At 64.5% G+C, this 14,211-nt stretch carries 15 protein-coding genes and 1 pseudogene; 8 read left to right on the forward strand and 8 right to left on the reverse strand.

Annotated elements, in window-relative coordinates:
- Positions 1 to 22 precede the first annotated feature (22 nt).
- A complete protein-coding gene (locus tag GT370_RS16495; RefSeq protein ID WP_008494950.1) occupies positions 23 to 517 on the forward strand; it encodes a cupin domain-containing protein in 495 nt (164 codons plus the stop codon).
- Positions 518 to 662: 145 nt separating this feature from the next.
- Here the strand turns inward: GT370_RS16495 and GT370_RS16500 are convergent, their stop codons facing one another.
- From GT370_RS16500 to GT370_RS16510, 3 genes are read right to left on the reverse strand one after another with little or no spacing between them, the layout of a single operon-like run.
- Positions 663 to 1,700, reverse strand: coding sequence for an MFS transporter (locus GT370_RS16500; protein WP_270183410.1), 1,038 nt, complete (start codon positions 1,698 to 1,700; stop codon positions 663 to 665).
- Positions 1,684 to 1,854, reverse strand: a complete 171-nt coding sequence (locus GT370_RS16505) for a hypothetical protein (protein ID WP_270183411.1) — start codon at positions 1,852 to 1,854, stop codon at positions 1,684 to 1,686. The genes GT370_RS16500 and GT370_RS16505 overlap by 17 nt, the downstream gene beginning before the upstream one ends.
- Entirely contained in the window at positions 1,851 to 2,252 is a 402-nt protein-coding gene (locus GT370_RS16510) for a polysaccharide biosynthesis/export family protein (protein WP_270183412.1), read from the reverse strand. The genes GT370_RS16505 and GT370_RS16510 overlap by 4 nt, the downstream gene beginning before the upstream one ends.
- Before the next feature lie 91 nt (positions 2,253 to 2,343).
- On the opposite strand from GT370_RS16510, the gene GT370_RS16515 reads away from it, so the two are divergent.
- A complete protein-coding gene (locus tag GT370_RS16515; RefSeq protein ID WP_008494953.1) occupies positions 2,344 to 3,231 on the forward strand; it encodes a hypothetical protein in 888 nt (295 codons plus the stop codon).
- Entirely contained in the window at positions 3,228 to 3,869 is a 642-nt protein-coding gene (locus GT370_RS16520) for a class II aldolase/adducin family protein (RefSeq protein ID WP_008494954.1), read from the forward strand. Before GT370_RS16515 ends, GT370_RS16520 begins: the two co-directional genes overlap by 4 nt.
- 47 nt (positions 3,870 to 3,916) lie before the next feature.
- Here the strand turns inward: GT370_RS16520 and GT370_RS16525 are convergent, their stop codons facing one another.
- Positions 3,917 to 4,120 carry a cold-shock protein gene (locus GT370_RS16525; RefSeq protein WP_008494955.1) on the reverse strand — a complete coding sequence of 68 codons (204 nt, stop codon included), beginning with the start codon at positions 4,118 to 4,120 and terminating at the stop codon, positions 3,917 to 3,919.
- 306 nt (positions 4,121 to 4,426) lie between these two features.
- On the opposite strand from GT370_RS16525, the pseudogene acs reads away from it, so the two are divergent.
- A pseudogene (gene acs / locus GT370_RS16530) lies at positions 4,427 to 6,372 on the forward strand (acetate--CoA ligase).
- 129 nt (positions 6,373 to 6,501) lie between these two features.
- Positions 6,502 to 9,294: a phosphoenolpyruvate carboxylase gene (gene ppc / locus GT370_RS16535; protein WP_039885382.1), complete on the forward strand. Its 2,793-nt coding sequence runs from the start codon at positions 6,502 to 6,504 to the stop codon at positions 9,292 to 9,294.
- Here ppc and GT370_RS16540 read toward each other — a convergent pair.
- Positions 9,192 to 9,656: a hypothetical protein gene (locus GT370_RS16540; RefSeq protein ID WP_205619809.1), complete on the reverse strand. Its 465-nt coding sequence runs from the start codon at positions 9,654 to 9,656 to the stop codon at positions 9,192 to 9,194. The genes ppc and GT370_RS16540 overlap by 103 nt on opposite strands.
- Before the next feature lie 30 nt (positions 9,657 to 9,686).
- Between GT370_RS16540 and GT370_RS16545 the strand changes: the two genes are divergently transcribed.
- Positions 9,687 to 10,901 (forward strand): DUF6892 domain-containing protein, encoded by a 1,215-nt coding sequence (locus tag GT370_RS16545; RefSeq protein WP_270183413.1) that lies wholly within the window; start codon positions 9,687 to 9,689, stop codon positions 10,899 to 10,901.
- A gap of 145 nt (positions 10,902 to 11,046) precedes the next feature.
- Here GT370_RS16545 and GT370_RS16550 read toward each other — a convergent pair whose 3' ends face one another.
- Positions 11,047 to 11,277 (reverse strand): hypothetical protein, encoded by a 231-nt coding sequence (locus tag GT370_RS16550; RefSeq protein ID WP_270183414.1) that lies wholly within the window; start codon positions 11,275 to 11,277, stop codon positions 11,047 to 11,049.
- Positions 11,278 to 11,321: 44 nt separating this feature from the next.
- Positions 11,322 to 12,128, reverse strand: a complete 807-nt coding sequence (locus GT370_RS16555; protein WP_270183415.1) for a hypothetical protein — start codon at positions 12,126 to 12,128, stop codon at positions 11,322 to 11,324.
- Positions 12,129 to 12,339: 211 nt separating this feature from the next.
- On the opposite strand from GT370_RS16555, the gene ilvC reads away from it, so the two are divergent.
- Both ilvC and GT370_RS16565 read left to right on the forward strand, forming a co-directional pair.
- Positions 12,340 to 13,359, forward strand: a complete 1,020-nt coding sequence (gene ilvC, locus GT370_RS16560) for a ketol-acid reductoisomerase (RefSeq protein ID WP_008494962.1) — start codon at positions 12,340 to 12,342, stop codon at positions 13,357 to 13,359.
- Positions 13,360 to 13,379: 20 nt separating this feature from the next.
- Complete coding sequence (locus tag GT370_RS16565) at positions 13,380 to 13,778, forward strand: DUF1489 family protein (RefSeq protein WP_256378783.1); 399 nt, start codon at positions 13,380 to 13,382, stop codon at positions 13,776 to 13,778.
- 40 nt (positions 13,779 to 13,818) lie between these two features.
- Here the strand turns inward: GT370_RS16565 and GT370_RS16570 are convergent, their stop codons facing one another.
- Positions 13,819 to 14,091, reverse strand: a complete 273-nt coding sequence (locus tag GT370_RS16570; protein ID WP_008494964.1) for a GCG_CRPN prefix-to-repeats domain-containing protein — start codon at positions 14,089 to 14,091, stop codon at positions 13,819 to 13,821.
- Positions 14,092 to 14,211: the final 120 nt, after the last annotated feature.

Raw genomic sequence — 14,211 nt, forward strand, 5'->3', positions numbered from 1 at the left:
CGGAGAGCGAAGAGAGAGCGGGATGCCGCAGGATCATACCCACGACCATGACCAAGAGCCGCGCTGGAAGCATGATGGTGTGCGCGTCATCAAAGGCGACCGGCTGGACGCCAACACCGCCCAGACCCCCGGCATGTTTCGCCAGGCCGCGATCAACCAGGCCCGCGTCGGGGCGCAGCGCCTCTGGGCCGGCACCGTCGCCATCGATCCTAACGCCAAGACCGGCGTGCATCATCACGGCGCTCTGGAGAGCGTGATCTATGTCGTCTCCGGCAAGGCCCGGATGCGCTGGGGTGAGAGTCTGGAATTCGTCGCCGAGGCCGGGCCGGGGGATTTCATCTATGTGCCGCCTTACGTGCCGCACCAGGAGATCAATGCCGACCCCGAGCAGGTGCTGCAATGCGTGCTGGTGCGCTCGGACAATGAGGCGGTGGTGGTGAATATCGACAGTATCGAGCCGGTGGAAAAGCCGGAATCGGTCTATTGGGTCGATCCCACTCACAAGGCCCCAGGCTGATCAGGCGGTTTTCCAGCTCTTCCAGGCGAAGCCCAGCATCAGCAACTGCACCAGGGCGGTTATGGCGGCGCAGCCGATCCAGCCGGCGCTGTGCCAGGCGGCGGCGGGATGATCCCGCCGAAACTGCCGCCGATATAATAGGCGGTCACATATAGCCCGACGGCGGTGGATTTTGCCCCCGCGCGGCGATGCCGATGAAGCCGGTCGCCAGCGTCTGCTGCGGGAACACCCCGAAGCAGATCAGCAGCAGCCCGAGCGCGATCATCCAGAGCGGGCTGGCCAAAGTCAGCGCCAGACCGAGCAGGATCAGCCCGGTGCAGCCCGCCATCAGCCATTGCCGGTTCATCTTCGCGCCCAGCCGCCCGGCCACCGGGCTTGCCGCCACGCCGCCGAGATAGACCACGAAAATCGCCCCCAGCGCCGCCGGGCCCATATGATAGGGCGCCTCGGCGAGGCGGAAATTGATGAAAGTGAAGACGCTGACCAGCGAGAACAGCACCCCGAACCCGACCGCATAGGTGCCGAGCAGCCGTTTGTTGGAGAGATGGTTGGGAAAGGAGGCCAGCGCCCCCGCCACGCCGGTGGTGGGTTTGAAGCGCGTCTCCCGCGGCAGCAGGAAGGTGATGATCAGCGCCGCCACCAGCGTGATCAGCCCGATCACCAGAAACCCGATGCGCCAATTATGCGTCAGCGCGGTCACGAACCCGACGATCAATCGCCCGGAAAACCCGCCGGTGATGGTGCCGGAGGTATAGATGCCCACCATCTTCATCGCGTTGGCCGGGCTCATCTCGTCGCTGATATAGGCGATGGTGACGGTGAAGATGAAGGGCAGCAGCAGCCCTTGCAGAAACCGGCAGGCGATCAGCATCGGCAGCGAGCTGGCCGTGGCGGCGAGCAAAGTGGGGATGATCAGCAGCAGCGCCGCGCCGCGAATGAAGACGCGCCGGCCGAACCGGTCCGAGAGCATGCCGATCAGCGGCGCCATCGCGGCGGTGGCGATCAGCGGGGCGGTGACGGTGTAGCCGGTCAGCGCCGGCGAGACATGCAGGCTTTGCGCCAGCACCGGCAGGATCGCCTGGGTGCACCACATATTCACGAAGGTCACATAGCCGGCGACGACCAGGGCGAGCGCGGTGGTGCGGGGGATGCCCCCGCTGGTCGGCTCAGAAGCGGCGCTCAAAGACTGTGATGACATCACCCGGCAGAACCATTGCTGTGGTCGGCGCCCGATATTGGGCAGCCTTGCTGCCAATCGTGCGCGTCACTCCCACATAGGCTGTCTCGGCCCGGTAAGTGAACCCGCCGGCAATGGAAATCGCGGTCAGGACTGTCATGCCCGGGCGGTATGGGTAGGGGCCGGGGTGGTGACCTCGCCCAGCGTGTAGAAGGGCCGGTAGGTGGCGATCTCCACCGCCACCGAGGGGTGCAGGATGAGCTGGCGCGCCTGCAGCTGGCTGGCGATGCTCTTGGCCAGCGCGTCGGTGCTCAAGCCCCCGGCCTGCACCAGCCCCAGCAAGGGCAGGTCGATATTGCCACCATCATCGACATGATAGCTGCCGGACATCTGCGCCTGGTCGAACACCCGCAAATTCAGCGCATCGCCGGGGCCAAGCCGGTAGGGGCCGGGCGGGGCGGGGGGCAGCCTGGGCAAATGGAAGCCCGGCGCCTGCCAGCTGGCGCAGCCGGAGAGCAGAGCGGGGAACGCAGCAAGCAGACCACGCCGCAGCACCATCGGCTTCCTTTCCAAAAGCTTAAGTTACTTCCTGTTTACCGAAGCCGGGAAACCCGGCAAAGCGGTGATTGGACCGAATCCGGAGTTTTTGATGAAGCGCCTCGCCGCTCTGTTTTCCCTGGTCGTGATCATTGCAGCCGGGCTGTTCCTGTTCCTGCCGCACCAAAACCAGCCCGGCGGCAGCGCTGTGCAGGGCGGCTCCACCCAGGCGCCCGTCCCCCCGGTCGCGGCGCAGAACCACGATCCGCGCGCCTTGAGCGCCGCCGAGCAGGCGGCGTTCCTGCCCTTGGTCTGCGGCGGCGCCAGCGGGGCCGGGGGCGGCTATGCGCATCAATGCGCCAGCCTGCCGGGTTATCCCGCCCAGGATTATGGCGGCGCCGGGCTGGGGCTGGGCATCACGTTGAAGAGCGTTGTCATCGGCCATCTCACCAGCGCCACGGCGGATGAGGCCTATGTGACCTATGCCGGCAGCTTCGAGCCGCATGTGAATAGTTTCGGCGGCGGCATCCTGTTCGTCCGCGATGCGGATCATTGGAAACTGAAAGGCTGGTATCCGGGCGGGCAGGCGGAGCATTGCGTCTCGCTGGCCCCGACCGGGCGGGCGAAATTCGTCTGCCTCTATACCGACGAGGCGCAGGGCGAGGCGGATAGCCGGCTTTCGCTGCTCTCCCTGCCGCCGCCGGGCGGTGAGAAGCCGGCGGTGCTGGCGGCGCGCGATCTGCGCGGCACCATGGCCCCCAACGCCAATTGCCAGGGGCTTGCGGACGGCGAGGCGGTGGCGCTGGGGATCGACGGCCTCGCCCCGGCGGAAGACGGCGCCAGCGCGACGCTGAGCTATGTCAGCGCCAAGGATGCCAAGAGTGCTTGTGCCGCCGGGCATTTCGCCACCGCGCCGGTCAGCAAGGCCACGCTGGCGTTGCGCTGGACCGGCGCCGCGCTGAAAATCTCCCCCACCCTGCATCTCGCCCCCGCCTCGTGAGTGCGCAGGCGCAGGCGCTGATCCGTGCGGCGCGGGAGATGGCGGCGCGCGGTCTGGCGGCGGGGACGTCCGGCAATGTCTCGCTGCGCACGCAGGGCGGGATTCTCATCACCCCCTCGGCGGTGCCGTATGAGGATCTGACGCCGGAGATGATCCCGCTGCTGCGCCCGGATGGCAGCTTTGAAGGCCGCTTCCGCCCCTCCTCCGAATGGCGTTTTCATCTGGATATCTATCTCTCCCGCCCGGAGGTGGGCGGGGTGGTGCATCACCACGCGCCCTATTGCACCGCGCTCTCGATGGCGCGCCGGGCGATTCCGCCCTGCCATTACATGGTCACACGCTTCGGCGGCGGCGATGTGCGCTGCGCGGATTACGCGCTGTTCGGCACGGCGGCATTGTCAGAGGCGGTGCTGCGCGCATTGGCGGGGCGGCGGGCCTGCCTGATGGCCAATCACGGCGCGCTGGCGGTGGGCCGGGATGTGGAGGCGGCGCTGGGCGCGGCGAGCGAGCTGGAGGTGCTGGCCCAGCACTATCTGCTGTCCCTGCAGGCGGGCGGGCCGGTATTGCTCTCGGATCAGGAGATCCAGGACGCGCTTGATCAGTTCGCCACCGCCTATCGGCCGAACACGGGGGCATGATACAAAAACGCCGCCCGAAGGGCGGCGTTGACGCGAATCAGGCTGGCTTAGACCGCTTTGATGTTCACAGCGGCATCCTTGCCGCGCTCCTTGGTGATGTCGAAGCTGACCTTCTGGCCCTCATTCAGGCCACGCAGGCCGGCGGACTGCACGGCGGTGATGTGCACGAACACGTCCTTGCCGCCATCCTGCGGCACGATGAACCCAAAACCCTTGGTCGTATTGAACCATTTCACAGTACCGATCGGCATAGTCTTCGTCGCTCCTCAAACGTTTCACCAGCCCGGCCAAACTGGCCGGGACAACCGTGGTCTGCCTTGTCTGCGTCCAGCAGCGGGCGCGCGGGAGCCGAAGTCAAGTCCAAAGTCGATTGCCGTGCCAAGCAGGCACAGAAACATGAAGTTTTGTCAACGATCTTGCGGGGCAGCATTGCAGAAACCGTGGGCCATGGCCGCCTCTGGTTGTAACGAAATGCGCCAGAACGGATCATGGATGGCGCGGACGCTGGAAGTTTGTGATAAAACGCCCATACAAAAACAAGGAGGAGGAGCGCCGACATGTCCGATGCCGATATCATTCCGGTGAAGCCGGAAGTCGAAGCCAAAACCCTGATCAATGCCGCCCGTTTCGAGCAGATGACCAACGCGGCGGCCAGCAACCCCGAGGCGTTCTGGGCCGAGGAATGCAAGCGCATTTCCTGGATGAAGCCGCCGACCAAGATCAAGAATACTAGCTTCGAAGGCAATGTCTCGATCAAATGGTTCGAGGATGGCACGCTGAACGCCAGCGCCAACTGCCTGGACCGGCATCTGGCCGAGCGCGGCGATGCGGTGGCGATCATCTGGGAAGGCGATGACCCGTCCCAGTCCAAGAAGGTCACGTATCGCGAGCTGCATGAGCAGGTCTGCCGGCTGGCCAATGTGCTCACCGCCCAGGGCATCAAGAAGGGCGATGTCGTTACGATTTACCTGCCGATGGTGGTGGAAGCCGCCGTCGCGCTGCTCGCCTGCGCGCGCATCGGCGCGATCCATTCCGTGGTGTTTGGCGGCTTCTCGCCGGACAGCCTGGCGAGCCGCATCCAGGATTGCGGCTCGGTGGCGCTGATCACCGCCGATGAGGGCCGCCGCGGTGGCCGCAAGGTGGCGCTGAAAGTGAATGCGGATGAGGCGCTGAAGAGCTGCCCGAGCGTGAAGAGTGTCGTGGTGGTGAAGATCACCGGGCCGATGTGGCGATGCAGCCCGGCCGCGATCTCTCCTACGAGGAAGAAACCGCGAAGGCGTCGCCCACCCATCAGGCGGTGGAGATGAACGCGGAAGACCCGCTTTTCATCCTCTACACCTCCGGCTCCACCGGCAAGCCGAAGGGCGTGCTGCACACCACCGGCGGCTATATGGTCTGGGCCAGCTACACCCATGAATATGTGTTCGATTACCGCCCGGGCGAGGTGTTCTGGTGCACCGCCGATGTCGGCTGGGTCACTGGCCACACCTATATCGTCTACGGCCCGCTGGCGAATGGCGCGACCACTTTGATGTTCGAGGGCGTCCCGAATTACCCCAGCGTCTCGCGCTTCTGGGAGGTGATCGACAAGCACCAGGTCAATATCTTCTACACCGCCCCCACCGCCATCCGCGCGCTGATGCGTGACGGCGAAGAGCCGGTGAAAAAATCCTCCCGCAAATCGCTGCGCCTGCTGGGCTCGGTCGGCGAGCCGATCAACCCGGAAGCCTGGCGCTGGTATTATCACGTGGTCGGCGAGGATCGCTGCCCGATCGTCGATACCTGGTGGCAGACCGAGACCGGCGGCGTGCTGATGACGCCGCTGGAAGGCGCCATCGCCCTGAAGCCCGGCTCCGCTGCCAGGCCGCTGCCCGGGGTGAAGCCGCTGATCGTCGATGGCGAGGGCAAGGAGTTGACCGGCGCCACCGAGGGCAATCTCTGCATCGCCGATAGCTGGCCGGGGCAGATGCGTAGCGTCTATGGCGACCATGAGCGCTTCGTGCAGACCTATTTCTCCACCTTCAAGGGGCTGTATTTCACCGGCGACGGCGCCCGGCGCGATACGGACGGCTATTACTGGATCACCGGGCGCGTCGATGACGTGATCAATGTCTCCGGTCACCGCATGGGCACGGCCGAGGTCGAATCCGCGCTGGTGGCGCATGAGGCGGTGGCCGAGGCCGCTGTGGTCGGCTACCCGCACGACATCAAGGGCCAGGGCATTTACGCCTATGTCACGCTGGTGGCGGATGTGGAGCCGACCGAGACGCTGCGCAAGGATCTCATCGCCTGGGTGCGCAAGGAGATCGGGCCAATCGCGGCGCCGGATGTGATCCAGTGGGCGCCGGGCCTGCCGAAGACCCGCTCGGGCAAGATCATGCGCCGCATTCTGCGCAAGATCGCCGCCGATGAGACCGAGAGCCTGGGCGATACCTCGACCCTCGCCGATCCCGGCGTGGTCGCGGATCTGGTGGAAAACCGCGCGCAGAAGAGCGCGGCCTGACCGGTATACGGATGTTTTAATCAGTATACATACGATTCGGCGTGAAAGAGGCCGCTCCCCTGGGGAGCGGCTTTTTGTTGCGCTGCAAAAAATGCTTGCGTGAATGTGATAAGCGCGTTTGATACGCGCATGGATACGTCTGAAGTGCAAAAGCACCGTTCTGAGTCCCTCGATGAGGCCCTGCGTGAGGATATTCGCCTGCTCGGGCGCATCCTCGGCGATACCATCCGCGCCATTGACGGCCCGGCGAGCTACGGGCTGATCGAGACCATCCGCCAGCTCGCCGTGCGCTATCATCGCGACGAGGATAAATCCGCCCAGGCGGAGCTGGAGCAGATTCTGGCCGGGCTCTCCGATGCCGAGATCAACCGTGTCACCCGTGCCTTCGGCTATTTCTCCATCCTCGCCAATATCGCCGAGGATCATCACCATACACGCCGCTGGCGCGCGCATCTGATCGCCGGCGCCGGCCCGCGTGAGGATTCACTGGCCGGCGGGCTGAACCAGGCCCGCGCGCATGGCTATGACGAAGCCCGGCTGAAGGAATTTTTCGGCGGCGCCTATATCGTTCCGGTGCTCACCGCGCACCCGACGGAAGTGCAGCGCCGCTCCATCCTGGATTGCCTGGACGCGATCGCCGGGCTGCTGACCCGGCGCGACCGGCTGGCGGATACGCTGGGGGAACGCGCCGAGATCGAGGCCGCCTTGCGCGCCCGGGTGCTCACGCTGTGGCAGACGCGGATGCTGCGCATGTCCAAGCTCTCGGTGCTGGACGAAGTCGCCAACGCGTTGACCTTCTTCGATGCCACCTTCTTCGCCGAGGTGCCGAAGCTTTATGCGGCGGTGGAGCGCGCCACCGGGGCCGGGCTGGCGGAGTTGCCGGCCTTCCTGGAAGTCGGCACCTGGATCGGCGGCGACCGTGACGGCAACCCGTTCGTGGATGCCAACGTGTTGCGCCAGACTTTGGCCACCCAGGCCGACAAGGCACTGACCCATTACATCGCCGAGGCGCGGATTTTGCGCCAGGAACTCTCTTTCGCCATGTTGCTGGTCGACGTGACCCCGGAGCTGCGCGCCCTGGCCGACAACTCCCCGGATCAATCCGAGCACCGCGCCGATGAGCCCTACCGGCTGGCGCTGGCGAATGTGCAGGCGCGGCTGGCCGCCACTTATGAAGCGCTGCTGGGCCGCGAGCATACCGGCTCCATCTCCGCTTCCGTGCGCGGGGTGCAGGCGCAGCCTTATCCGCAGGTGGAGGATTTCATCGCGGATCTGCTGGTGGTGGCGCGCTCGCTGGAGCGCCATGGCGCCGGGGTGCTGGCCACGCAAGGGCGGCTGGGCGCGCTGCTGCGCGCGGCCAAGGCCTTCGGTTGGACGCTCGCACCGCTGGATCTGCGGCAGAATTCCGATGTGCATGAGAAAGTGGTGGCGGAGCTGCTGGCCATCGCCCAGCCCGGCACCGATTATCTGGCGCTGGACGAGCAGGGCCGCATCGGGATTTTGTTGAAGGAGCTGGAGACCGCCCGCCCGCTGGTCTCCCGCCATGTCGCTTACAGCGCGCTCACCGCCAAGGAGCTGGCGATTTTCGATGAGGCGCGGGCCTCGCATCTGCGTTACGGCAAGCGCTGCATCCGCACCATGATCATCTCCAAGACCGATGGCCTGTCGGACATGCTGGAGCTGGCGGTGCTGCTGAAGGAAGCCGGGCTGCTGCGCCCGGCGGAGGGGGCGCTGGATGTGAATCTGGTGCCGCTGTTCGAAACCATCGAGGATCTGCGCGCCGCCCCGGCGATCATGGAAACCTTGTTCGCCGCCCCGGCCTATCGCCGGCTGCTGGCCGGGCGCGGCGATGTGCAGGAGGTGATGCTCGGCTATTCGGACAGCAACAAGGATGGCGGCTTTGTCACCTCCGGCTGGGAGCTGTACCGCGCCGAGGTCGGGCTGGTTGAGGTATTTGCCAAACATGGCGTGCGCATCAGGCTGTTTCATGGCCGCGGCGGCTCGGTCGGGCGCGGCGGCGGGCCGTCCTACCAGGCGATTCTGGCGCAGCCTGCCGGCGCGGTGCAGGGGCAGATCCGCCTGACGGAGCAGGGCGAGGTGATCGCCGCCAAATACGGCAATGCGGAAGTTGGTCGGCGTAATCTGGAAGTGATCCTGGCGGCGACGCTGGTGGCCACCGCCGACCAGGCGGTGGCGGCGCCGCCGCAGGAGGATTTCGTCGGCGCGCTCGGCGAGCTTTCCGACAATGCGTTTTCCGCCTACCGCAATCTGGTCTACGAGACCGAGGGCTTCGAGGATTATTTCTGGCAATCGACGGTGATTTCGGAAATCGCCGCGCTCAATCTCGGCAGCCGTCCGGCGAGCCGCAGCAAGAGCCGCTCGATCGAGGATCTGCGGGCGATTCCCTGGGTGTTTTCCTGGGCGCAATGCCGCATCATGCTGCCTGGCTGGTACGGGTTCGGCAGCGCGGTGGAGCGGCTGCTGGCGGCGCGCGGGCGCGAGGCGGGGATGGCGCTGCTGCAGGCCATGTTCCGCGACTGGCCGGTGTTTTCCACGCTGCTCTCCAACATGGACATGGTGCTGGCGAAGGCGGATATGGGCATCGCCGCGCGCTACGCCGCCCTGGTGCAGGATGAGGAGCTGCGCGCGCGCATCTTCCCGCGCATCATCGCCGAATATGAGCGCACCCGGGCCTATCTGCTGGAGATCACCGGCCAGACGGCGCTGCTCGACCGCAACCCGGTGATGCGCCGCTCGGTGCTCAACCGCTTCCCTTATCTGGACCCGCTGAACCATGTGCAGGTGGAGATGATGCGCCGCTATCGCGAGCAGAGCGAGGATGGCGAAGCCTCCGAGCGCATCCGCCGCGGCGTGCATATCTCCATCAACGGCGCCGCGGCGGCGTTGCGCAATAGCGGATGAATGCGCAGCTTGCCGCCAGCCTCGAGCAGCTGCGCGCCGTATCGCCGGATGATTTTGACGGGCTGCACGAGATCGAGACTCGCTGGTCCATATTGGCCGGCGAGGACGAAAGCGTCGTCCCGGACCTTTATCGTCTTTATATGGACACGCTGCGCGGCTGGTTTGGCGCGGCGCCTGCCGCAATCGGGTTCACGGGGCTGGATGCGTATAAATTCGTTATCAGCTTCTGCGGTCTGGCGCGCTTCCCCAGCCATGGCGCCAAGGCCCGGGCCAGCGCCGGGCTCGCCGCCATCCATGCCGAGCATCTCGCCCTGCTCACCGCCGGGCTGGACCGGCCGGATGAGCTGATCAGCGCTGTCCATCTCAGGACACGGACGGGGTGTTGGAGCGATGTGCTGGCGGCGATGTTCGAGCTGTATTATTGGCGCCGGCCGCTTGATTATGAGCGCGACCCGATCTTCGGAGAGGTTGCTGCCTTGCTGCCACGATTTTACCGCGCCTTCCCTGATCGCAGCGATCGTCCGTTGTCCCATCTCCTGGAAGCGCATCCGCGCTATGTCGAGTCCGTGGTGGACCTGATTCGCTTTTATCTGCTTGAGCGCGGGCAAGGGCACAGCGGCCCCATAGGCGATTTTTTTGACGAGATGCTGGGCCAAACACCGTTCACGACGCCGCTCAGGATACAAAATGCCGAGATTTTGAAGGCTGTTTTGCACGATGCCGGGTCGTGGCCGCAGGATCGGCTGCGCTTGTTTATCGAAACCGCAGTGCTGGAGCCGCTGAATATCCGCCCGGTGTCGCAAGCCGAAAGACTGGAGGCGCTGGACCGTGATATCGCCGTGGCAATCCACCGGCTGAACGTCGGGAAAGATCGCGCTCCACCGGCGGCGGAATCGAACATCGAAACAAGGTTTCTGCGCCAGTCTGAAGCCGAACGCCATCTGGTCGAAACCGATTTTACGGAATGGGCGCGCCGCCGGCACGATGCCGGCGTGCAGGCGCTGGCGGTTTCAACCGCCGCGCGCCGGGCGGTGAAAACGATTTGCGCCAAACTTCCTGCCAAGTGCAGGCCCGAACTCCAGACATTGCTGGGTGAGGCGGACGCCTGGGCGCGCCGCCCCAAGCGCTTCCCGATGCCCGCGCCCGCCGAAAACCGCTTCCGGGATTTTGGTCTGAAGTTGCTGGTAATCGAGGAGCTGATGTATCGCCAGAAGCGCCTGCTGCCGGTTTTCGATCTCGCGTCCTTCGCGGCCGAATATACCAAGCGCGAGATTTCAGTGGAGGAGGATGGCTACGCGATCATCCCCGAGGTGGCGCGCTATTTCAAAAATTTGCCGATCCCTGAGGACGCCCTGGCCTGTGTTGAAACGCTGCACCAATCGAGTGGGCTGGATGGCGGCGCGCGGGTGATGGCGCAGCTTTTTCCGTTTTGGGATCCCGGATCGGGGGACGAGCCGATCGCGGTCAGTGCCAAGGCGATAGAGGATCTGGCGTTGCTACCCAATCTCACCCGTATCAGCGGTCTAGAGAATAGCCGCCCGTCCCAACGGCTGTTGAGGGCGCTGCGCGATAAAGGGGTGGCCTTGGTCAGGGAGGAGGATCGCTGACCGGCTCAACGGGGCGGCATTTCAGGGTCGCGGGTTGGCATGCCTAGAGCCTCAAGCTTTTGGCTTGAGGCTCTAGGTTTTGTTTTACCGAGCAATTTCATTTGTTTGTCTTGACGCTGACGCGTCAACCTCAACATATATTGCTCTAGCTGCGCTGGGTGCGCCGTTTCATATCCTGGCGGCGTTGTTTCTGTTCCGCCCGGATTTTCTTGTAGTTCAACGTTTTCCCGGTCTCCCAAAGATGCAGCGCGGTAAAATAGGCCGCCAGGGCGGCGCGTGTGTTGCCCTGTGTGGTGATGCGGATCTGCGCGAACAGGCCGAGTGTGTTGAACTGGTAATCTCGCACCCGCTCCTGGCAGGTTGCGAAATACAGCATCAGCATCCCCATCTTCCGTCGGACATTGATGATGTCCGACAATTTCACCGCCCCAGCGGGGCTGCCGGCACATAGAGCATGCCATTATAGGCGATGAGCCGGGGGGTGGCCCAGTTGGGCGAACGCCGACGCAGCTGCCCCAGGCCCCAGGCGAACAAAATTGGCGCCAGCATCAGCCCGCAGACCAAGGCAAGCGTGCCGTTGGACACGTCTCCATACAGAATCGCAAACATGGTCGTGGTGAAGATGAGGCTAAGCGCGGTGCCGAGCAGCATCCAGTTCAGCTCAGAAAAATGCCCATTCAGAATTTTTGCGGGAGGCGGAAACGCGCCATTGCGGGGCGCCAGAGCGCGGAAGGCGGCCTCAATCTCGCCGCCGCCCGGCAGGTTGAAATGCGACAGCCGCAGATGCAGCTGGTGGGGAGATTCCGCGCGATGCGCGGTGAACAGGGCGGCGCGGGGGTCGGTATCGCCGATGAACAGCGCGCTGGAGGGATTTTCCGAGAGGTAGATATAGATGGCATAGGCTTTACCCCGGCGCCGGCAGACATGCAGCCCCAGAACATCGCTCCATCTGATGTGATAGCCCTGGGGGCCGAGGAAGCTGATCCCCTCCGGCGTGACGTCGAAGGCGGCATTGCGGCGCCGGAACGCCCCGGCATAGCGCCGCAGCAACCTGATGCCGCCAATGGCCATGAAGATGCCCGCGAAAATCGCCGCCGGGCGGAACAGCACGAGGCTGCCGATGACGATGAAAACGCCGCCCAGCGTCATCAGCAATCCGCAGGCGAGCATGGCGGTGGCGAAACCGGCCCGGTAATGCAAGGTGAAAGGCGCGGGTGTATCTGCCATGGAGACCTCTGATCGTTGCGAAGCATTAAAAGAGCGCGCCAGCTCGCAGGCAATAGTCCAAAAATTCCACAATGTGGCCTCTGATGGAAATAACATTGCGCGTGGTGGGAGGCTGGCATGCCGGAAATCAGCCGGAAGGCGGGTGACAGGGCCGTCATAACGCGCTAGGTGAGCCGCCAGTATTTTCCAAGACCAACCAGGAACCCTAGACATGCGCGTTTATTACGACCGGGATGCCGACGTTAATCTGATCAAGAGCAAGAAGGTCGCCATCATCGGCTATGGCAGCCAGGGCCATGCCCATGCGCTGAACCTGAAGGATTCCGGCGTCAAGGAACTCGCCATCGGTCTGCGCGCTGGCTCCGCCGGCGTTGCCAAGGCGGAAGGTGCGGGGCTGAAGGTGATGAGCCCGGCCGAGTGCGCGAAATGGGCCGATGTGGTGATGGTGCTGACCCCGGATGAGGGCCAGGCTGATTTGTACTACAAGGATCTGGCCCCGAACCTGCGCGAGGGTGCCGCCATCGCCTTCGCCCACGGCCTGAATGTGCATTTCAACCTGATCGACCCGCGCAAGGATATCGACGTGTTCATGGTCGCCCCGAAGGGCCCCGGCCATACCGTGCGCGGTGAGTATCTGAAGGGCGGCGGCGTGCCGACCCTGGTGGCCGTGGCGCAGAACCCGTCCGGCAACGCCTTCGAGATCGCTTTGTCCTATGCCTCCGCGAATGGCGGCGGCAAGGGTGGCATCATCGAGACCACCTTCAAGGAAGAATGCGAGACCGATCTGTTCGGCGAGCAGGCCGTGCTCTGCGGCGGCCTGGTCGAGCTGATCCGCGCCGGTTTCGAGACGCTGGTCGAGGCCGGCTACGCCCCGGAGATGGCCTATTTCGAGTGCCTGCACGAGGTGAAGCTGATCGTCGACCTGATCTATGAGGGCGGCATCGCCAACATGAACTACTCGATCTCCAACACCGCCGAGTATGGTGAATATGTCACCGGCCCGCGCATCATCACCGCCGAGACCAAGGCCGAGATGAAGAAGGTGCTGGAAGACATCCAGACCGGCCGCTTCACCCGCGACTGGATGCTGGAGAACAAGGTGCACCAGGCCAGCTTCAAGGCCGTGCGCGCCCGCAACGCCGCCCACCCGATCGAGGAAGTGGGTGCGAAGCTGCGCGGCATGATGCCCTGGATCTCCAAGGGCGCGCTGGTCGATAAGGCTAAGAACTAATCACGGTTCATCTGATCAAGCTGGCGGCGGGGGCGAAGGATGTTTCGCACCTGGCCGCCTGGCAGAAGAAAACGGCGGCAGAGATGCCGCCGTTACGTCATTTCACCCGCCATATGCCCAAGCGGCGGGACGAGATCCTGGATGGCGGCTCGCTCTATTGGGTGGTGAACGGCGTCATCATGGTGCGCCAGCTTGTGCTGGATATTCTGTCCGACACCGAGGCGGATGGCAGCGCCTGCGCCGCGCTGGTGCTGCACCCGGAGCTGATTCGCGTTGAGGGCCGGGCGATGCGCGCCTTCCAGGGCTGGCGCTATCTCGACCCCAAGGACGCCCCGGCCGATCTTGCCGCCATGGGCAAGGGGGCGGAGGAGATGCCGGATTCGATGCGCCGGGCGCTGGCCGCTCTCGCGTTGCTGTAAACGCAAACGCCGCCCCACGGGCGGCGTTTCTCATTCAAGCTTAGTAATAGGCCCAGCCATTATGGTGCCAGCGGCGATGTCGCCAGTAGCGGTGCCCATCCCAATAGCCATGGCCGTTATAATAATGGCCGATCACCAGGCCGGGCGGCACCACCACCACGCCGGGGCCACGCGGCGGTGGCGGGCGGTTCGGGCGGCAATGCCCGTAAGGGTCGCGGTGCCAGCCGGGGCCGCAGCCTTGCGCGGCGCTCGCCGCAGCGGCGGTGCCGCATAACAGGCCCAGGGCGCAAACGCTCGTGAGTAATTTTTTCATCTGTACCTCGTCAGTGGAACGCGGAACGCCTTGGTACATAAGCCGGAGAATGTGGCGGCACGATGCGCCGGGGCTAAGCGTCTTGTTACAAAACGGAGAGCGCCGGTGGTGGCGGGGAAC

It is taken from the genome of Acidocella sp. MX-AZ03, assembly GCF_027626035.1.
GTDB classification, from domain to species: domain Bacteria; phylum Pseudomonadota; class Alphaproteobacteria; order Acetobacterales; family Acetobacteraceae; genus Acidocella; species Acidocella facilis.

Coding starts and splice junctions, on each gene's coding strand:
- GT370_RS16495 (WP_008494950.1), top strand. CDS start 23: ATGCCGCAGGATCATACCCACGACCATGACCAAGAGCCGCGCTGGAAG.
- GT370_RS16505 (WP_270183411.1), bottom strand. CDS start 1,854: ATGACAGTCCTGACCGCGATTTCCATTGCCGGCGGGTTCACTTACCGG.
- GT370_RS16510 (WP_270183412.1), bottom strand. CDS start 2,252: ATGGTGCTGCGGCGTGGTCTGCTTGCTGCGTTCCCCGCTCTGCTCTCC.
- GT370_RS16515 (WP_008494953.1), top strand. CDS start 2,344: ATGAAGCGCCTCGCCGCTCTGTTTTCCCTGGTCGTGATCATTGCAGCC.
- GT370_RS16525 (WP_008494955.1), bottom strand. CDS start 4,120: ATGCCGATCGGTACTGTGAAATGGTTCAATACGACCAAGGGTTTTGGG.
- ppc (WP_039885382.1), top strand. CDS start 6,502: ATGGATACGTCTGAAGTGCAAAAGCACCGTTCTGAGTCCCTCGATGAG.
- GT370_RS16540 (WP_205619809.1), bottom strand. CDS start 9,656: ATGGACAGCGCTGATCAGCTCATCCGGCCGGTCCAGCCCGGCGGTGAG.
- GT370_RS16550 (WP_270183414.1), bottom strand. CDS start 11,277: ATGCTGTATTTCGCAACCTGCCAGGAGCGGGTGCGAGATTACCAGTTC.
- GT370_RS16555 (WP_270183415.1), bottom strand. CDS start 12,128: ATGGCAGATACACCCGCGCCTTTCACCTTGCATTACCGGGCCGGTTTC.
- ilvC (WP_008494962.1), top strand. CDS start 12,340: ATGCGCGTTTATTACGACCGGGATGCCGACGTTAATCTGATCAAGAGC.
- GT370_RS16570 (WP_008494964.1), bottom strand. CDS start 14,091: ATGAAAAAATTACTCACGAGCGTTTGCGCCCTGGGCCTGTTATGCGGC.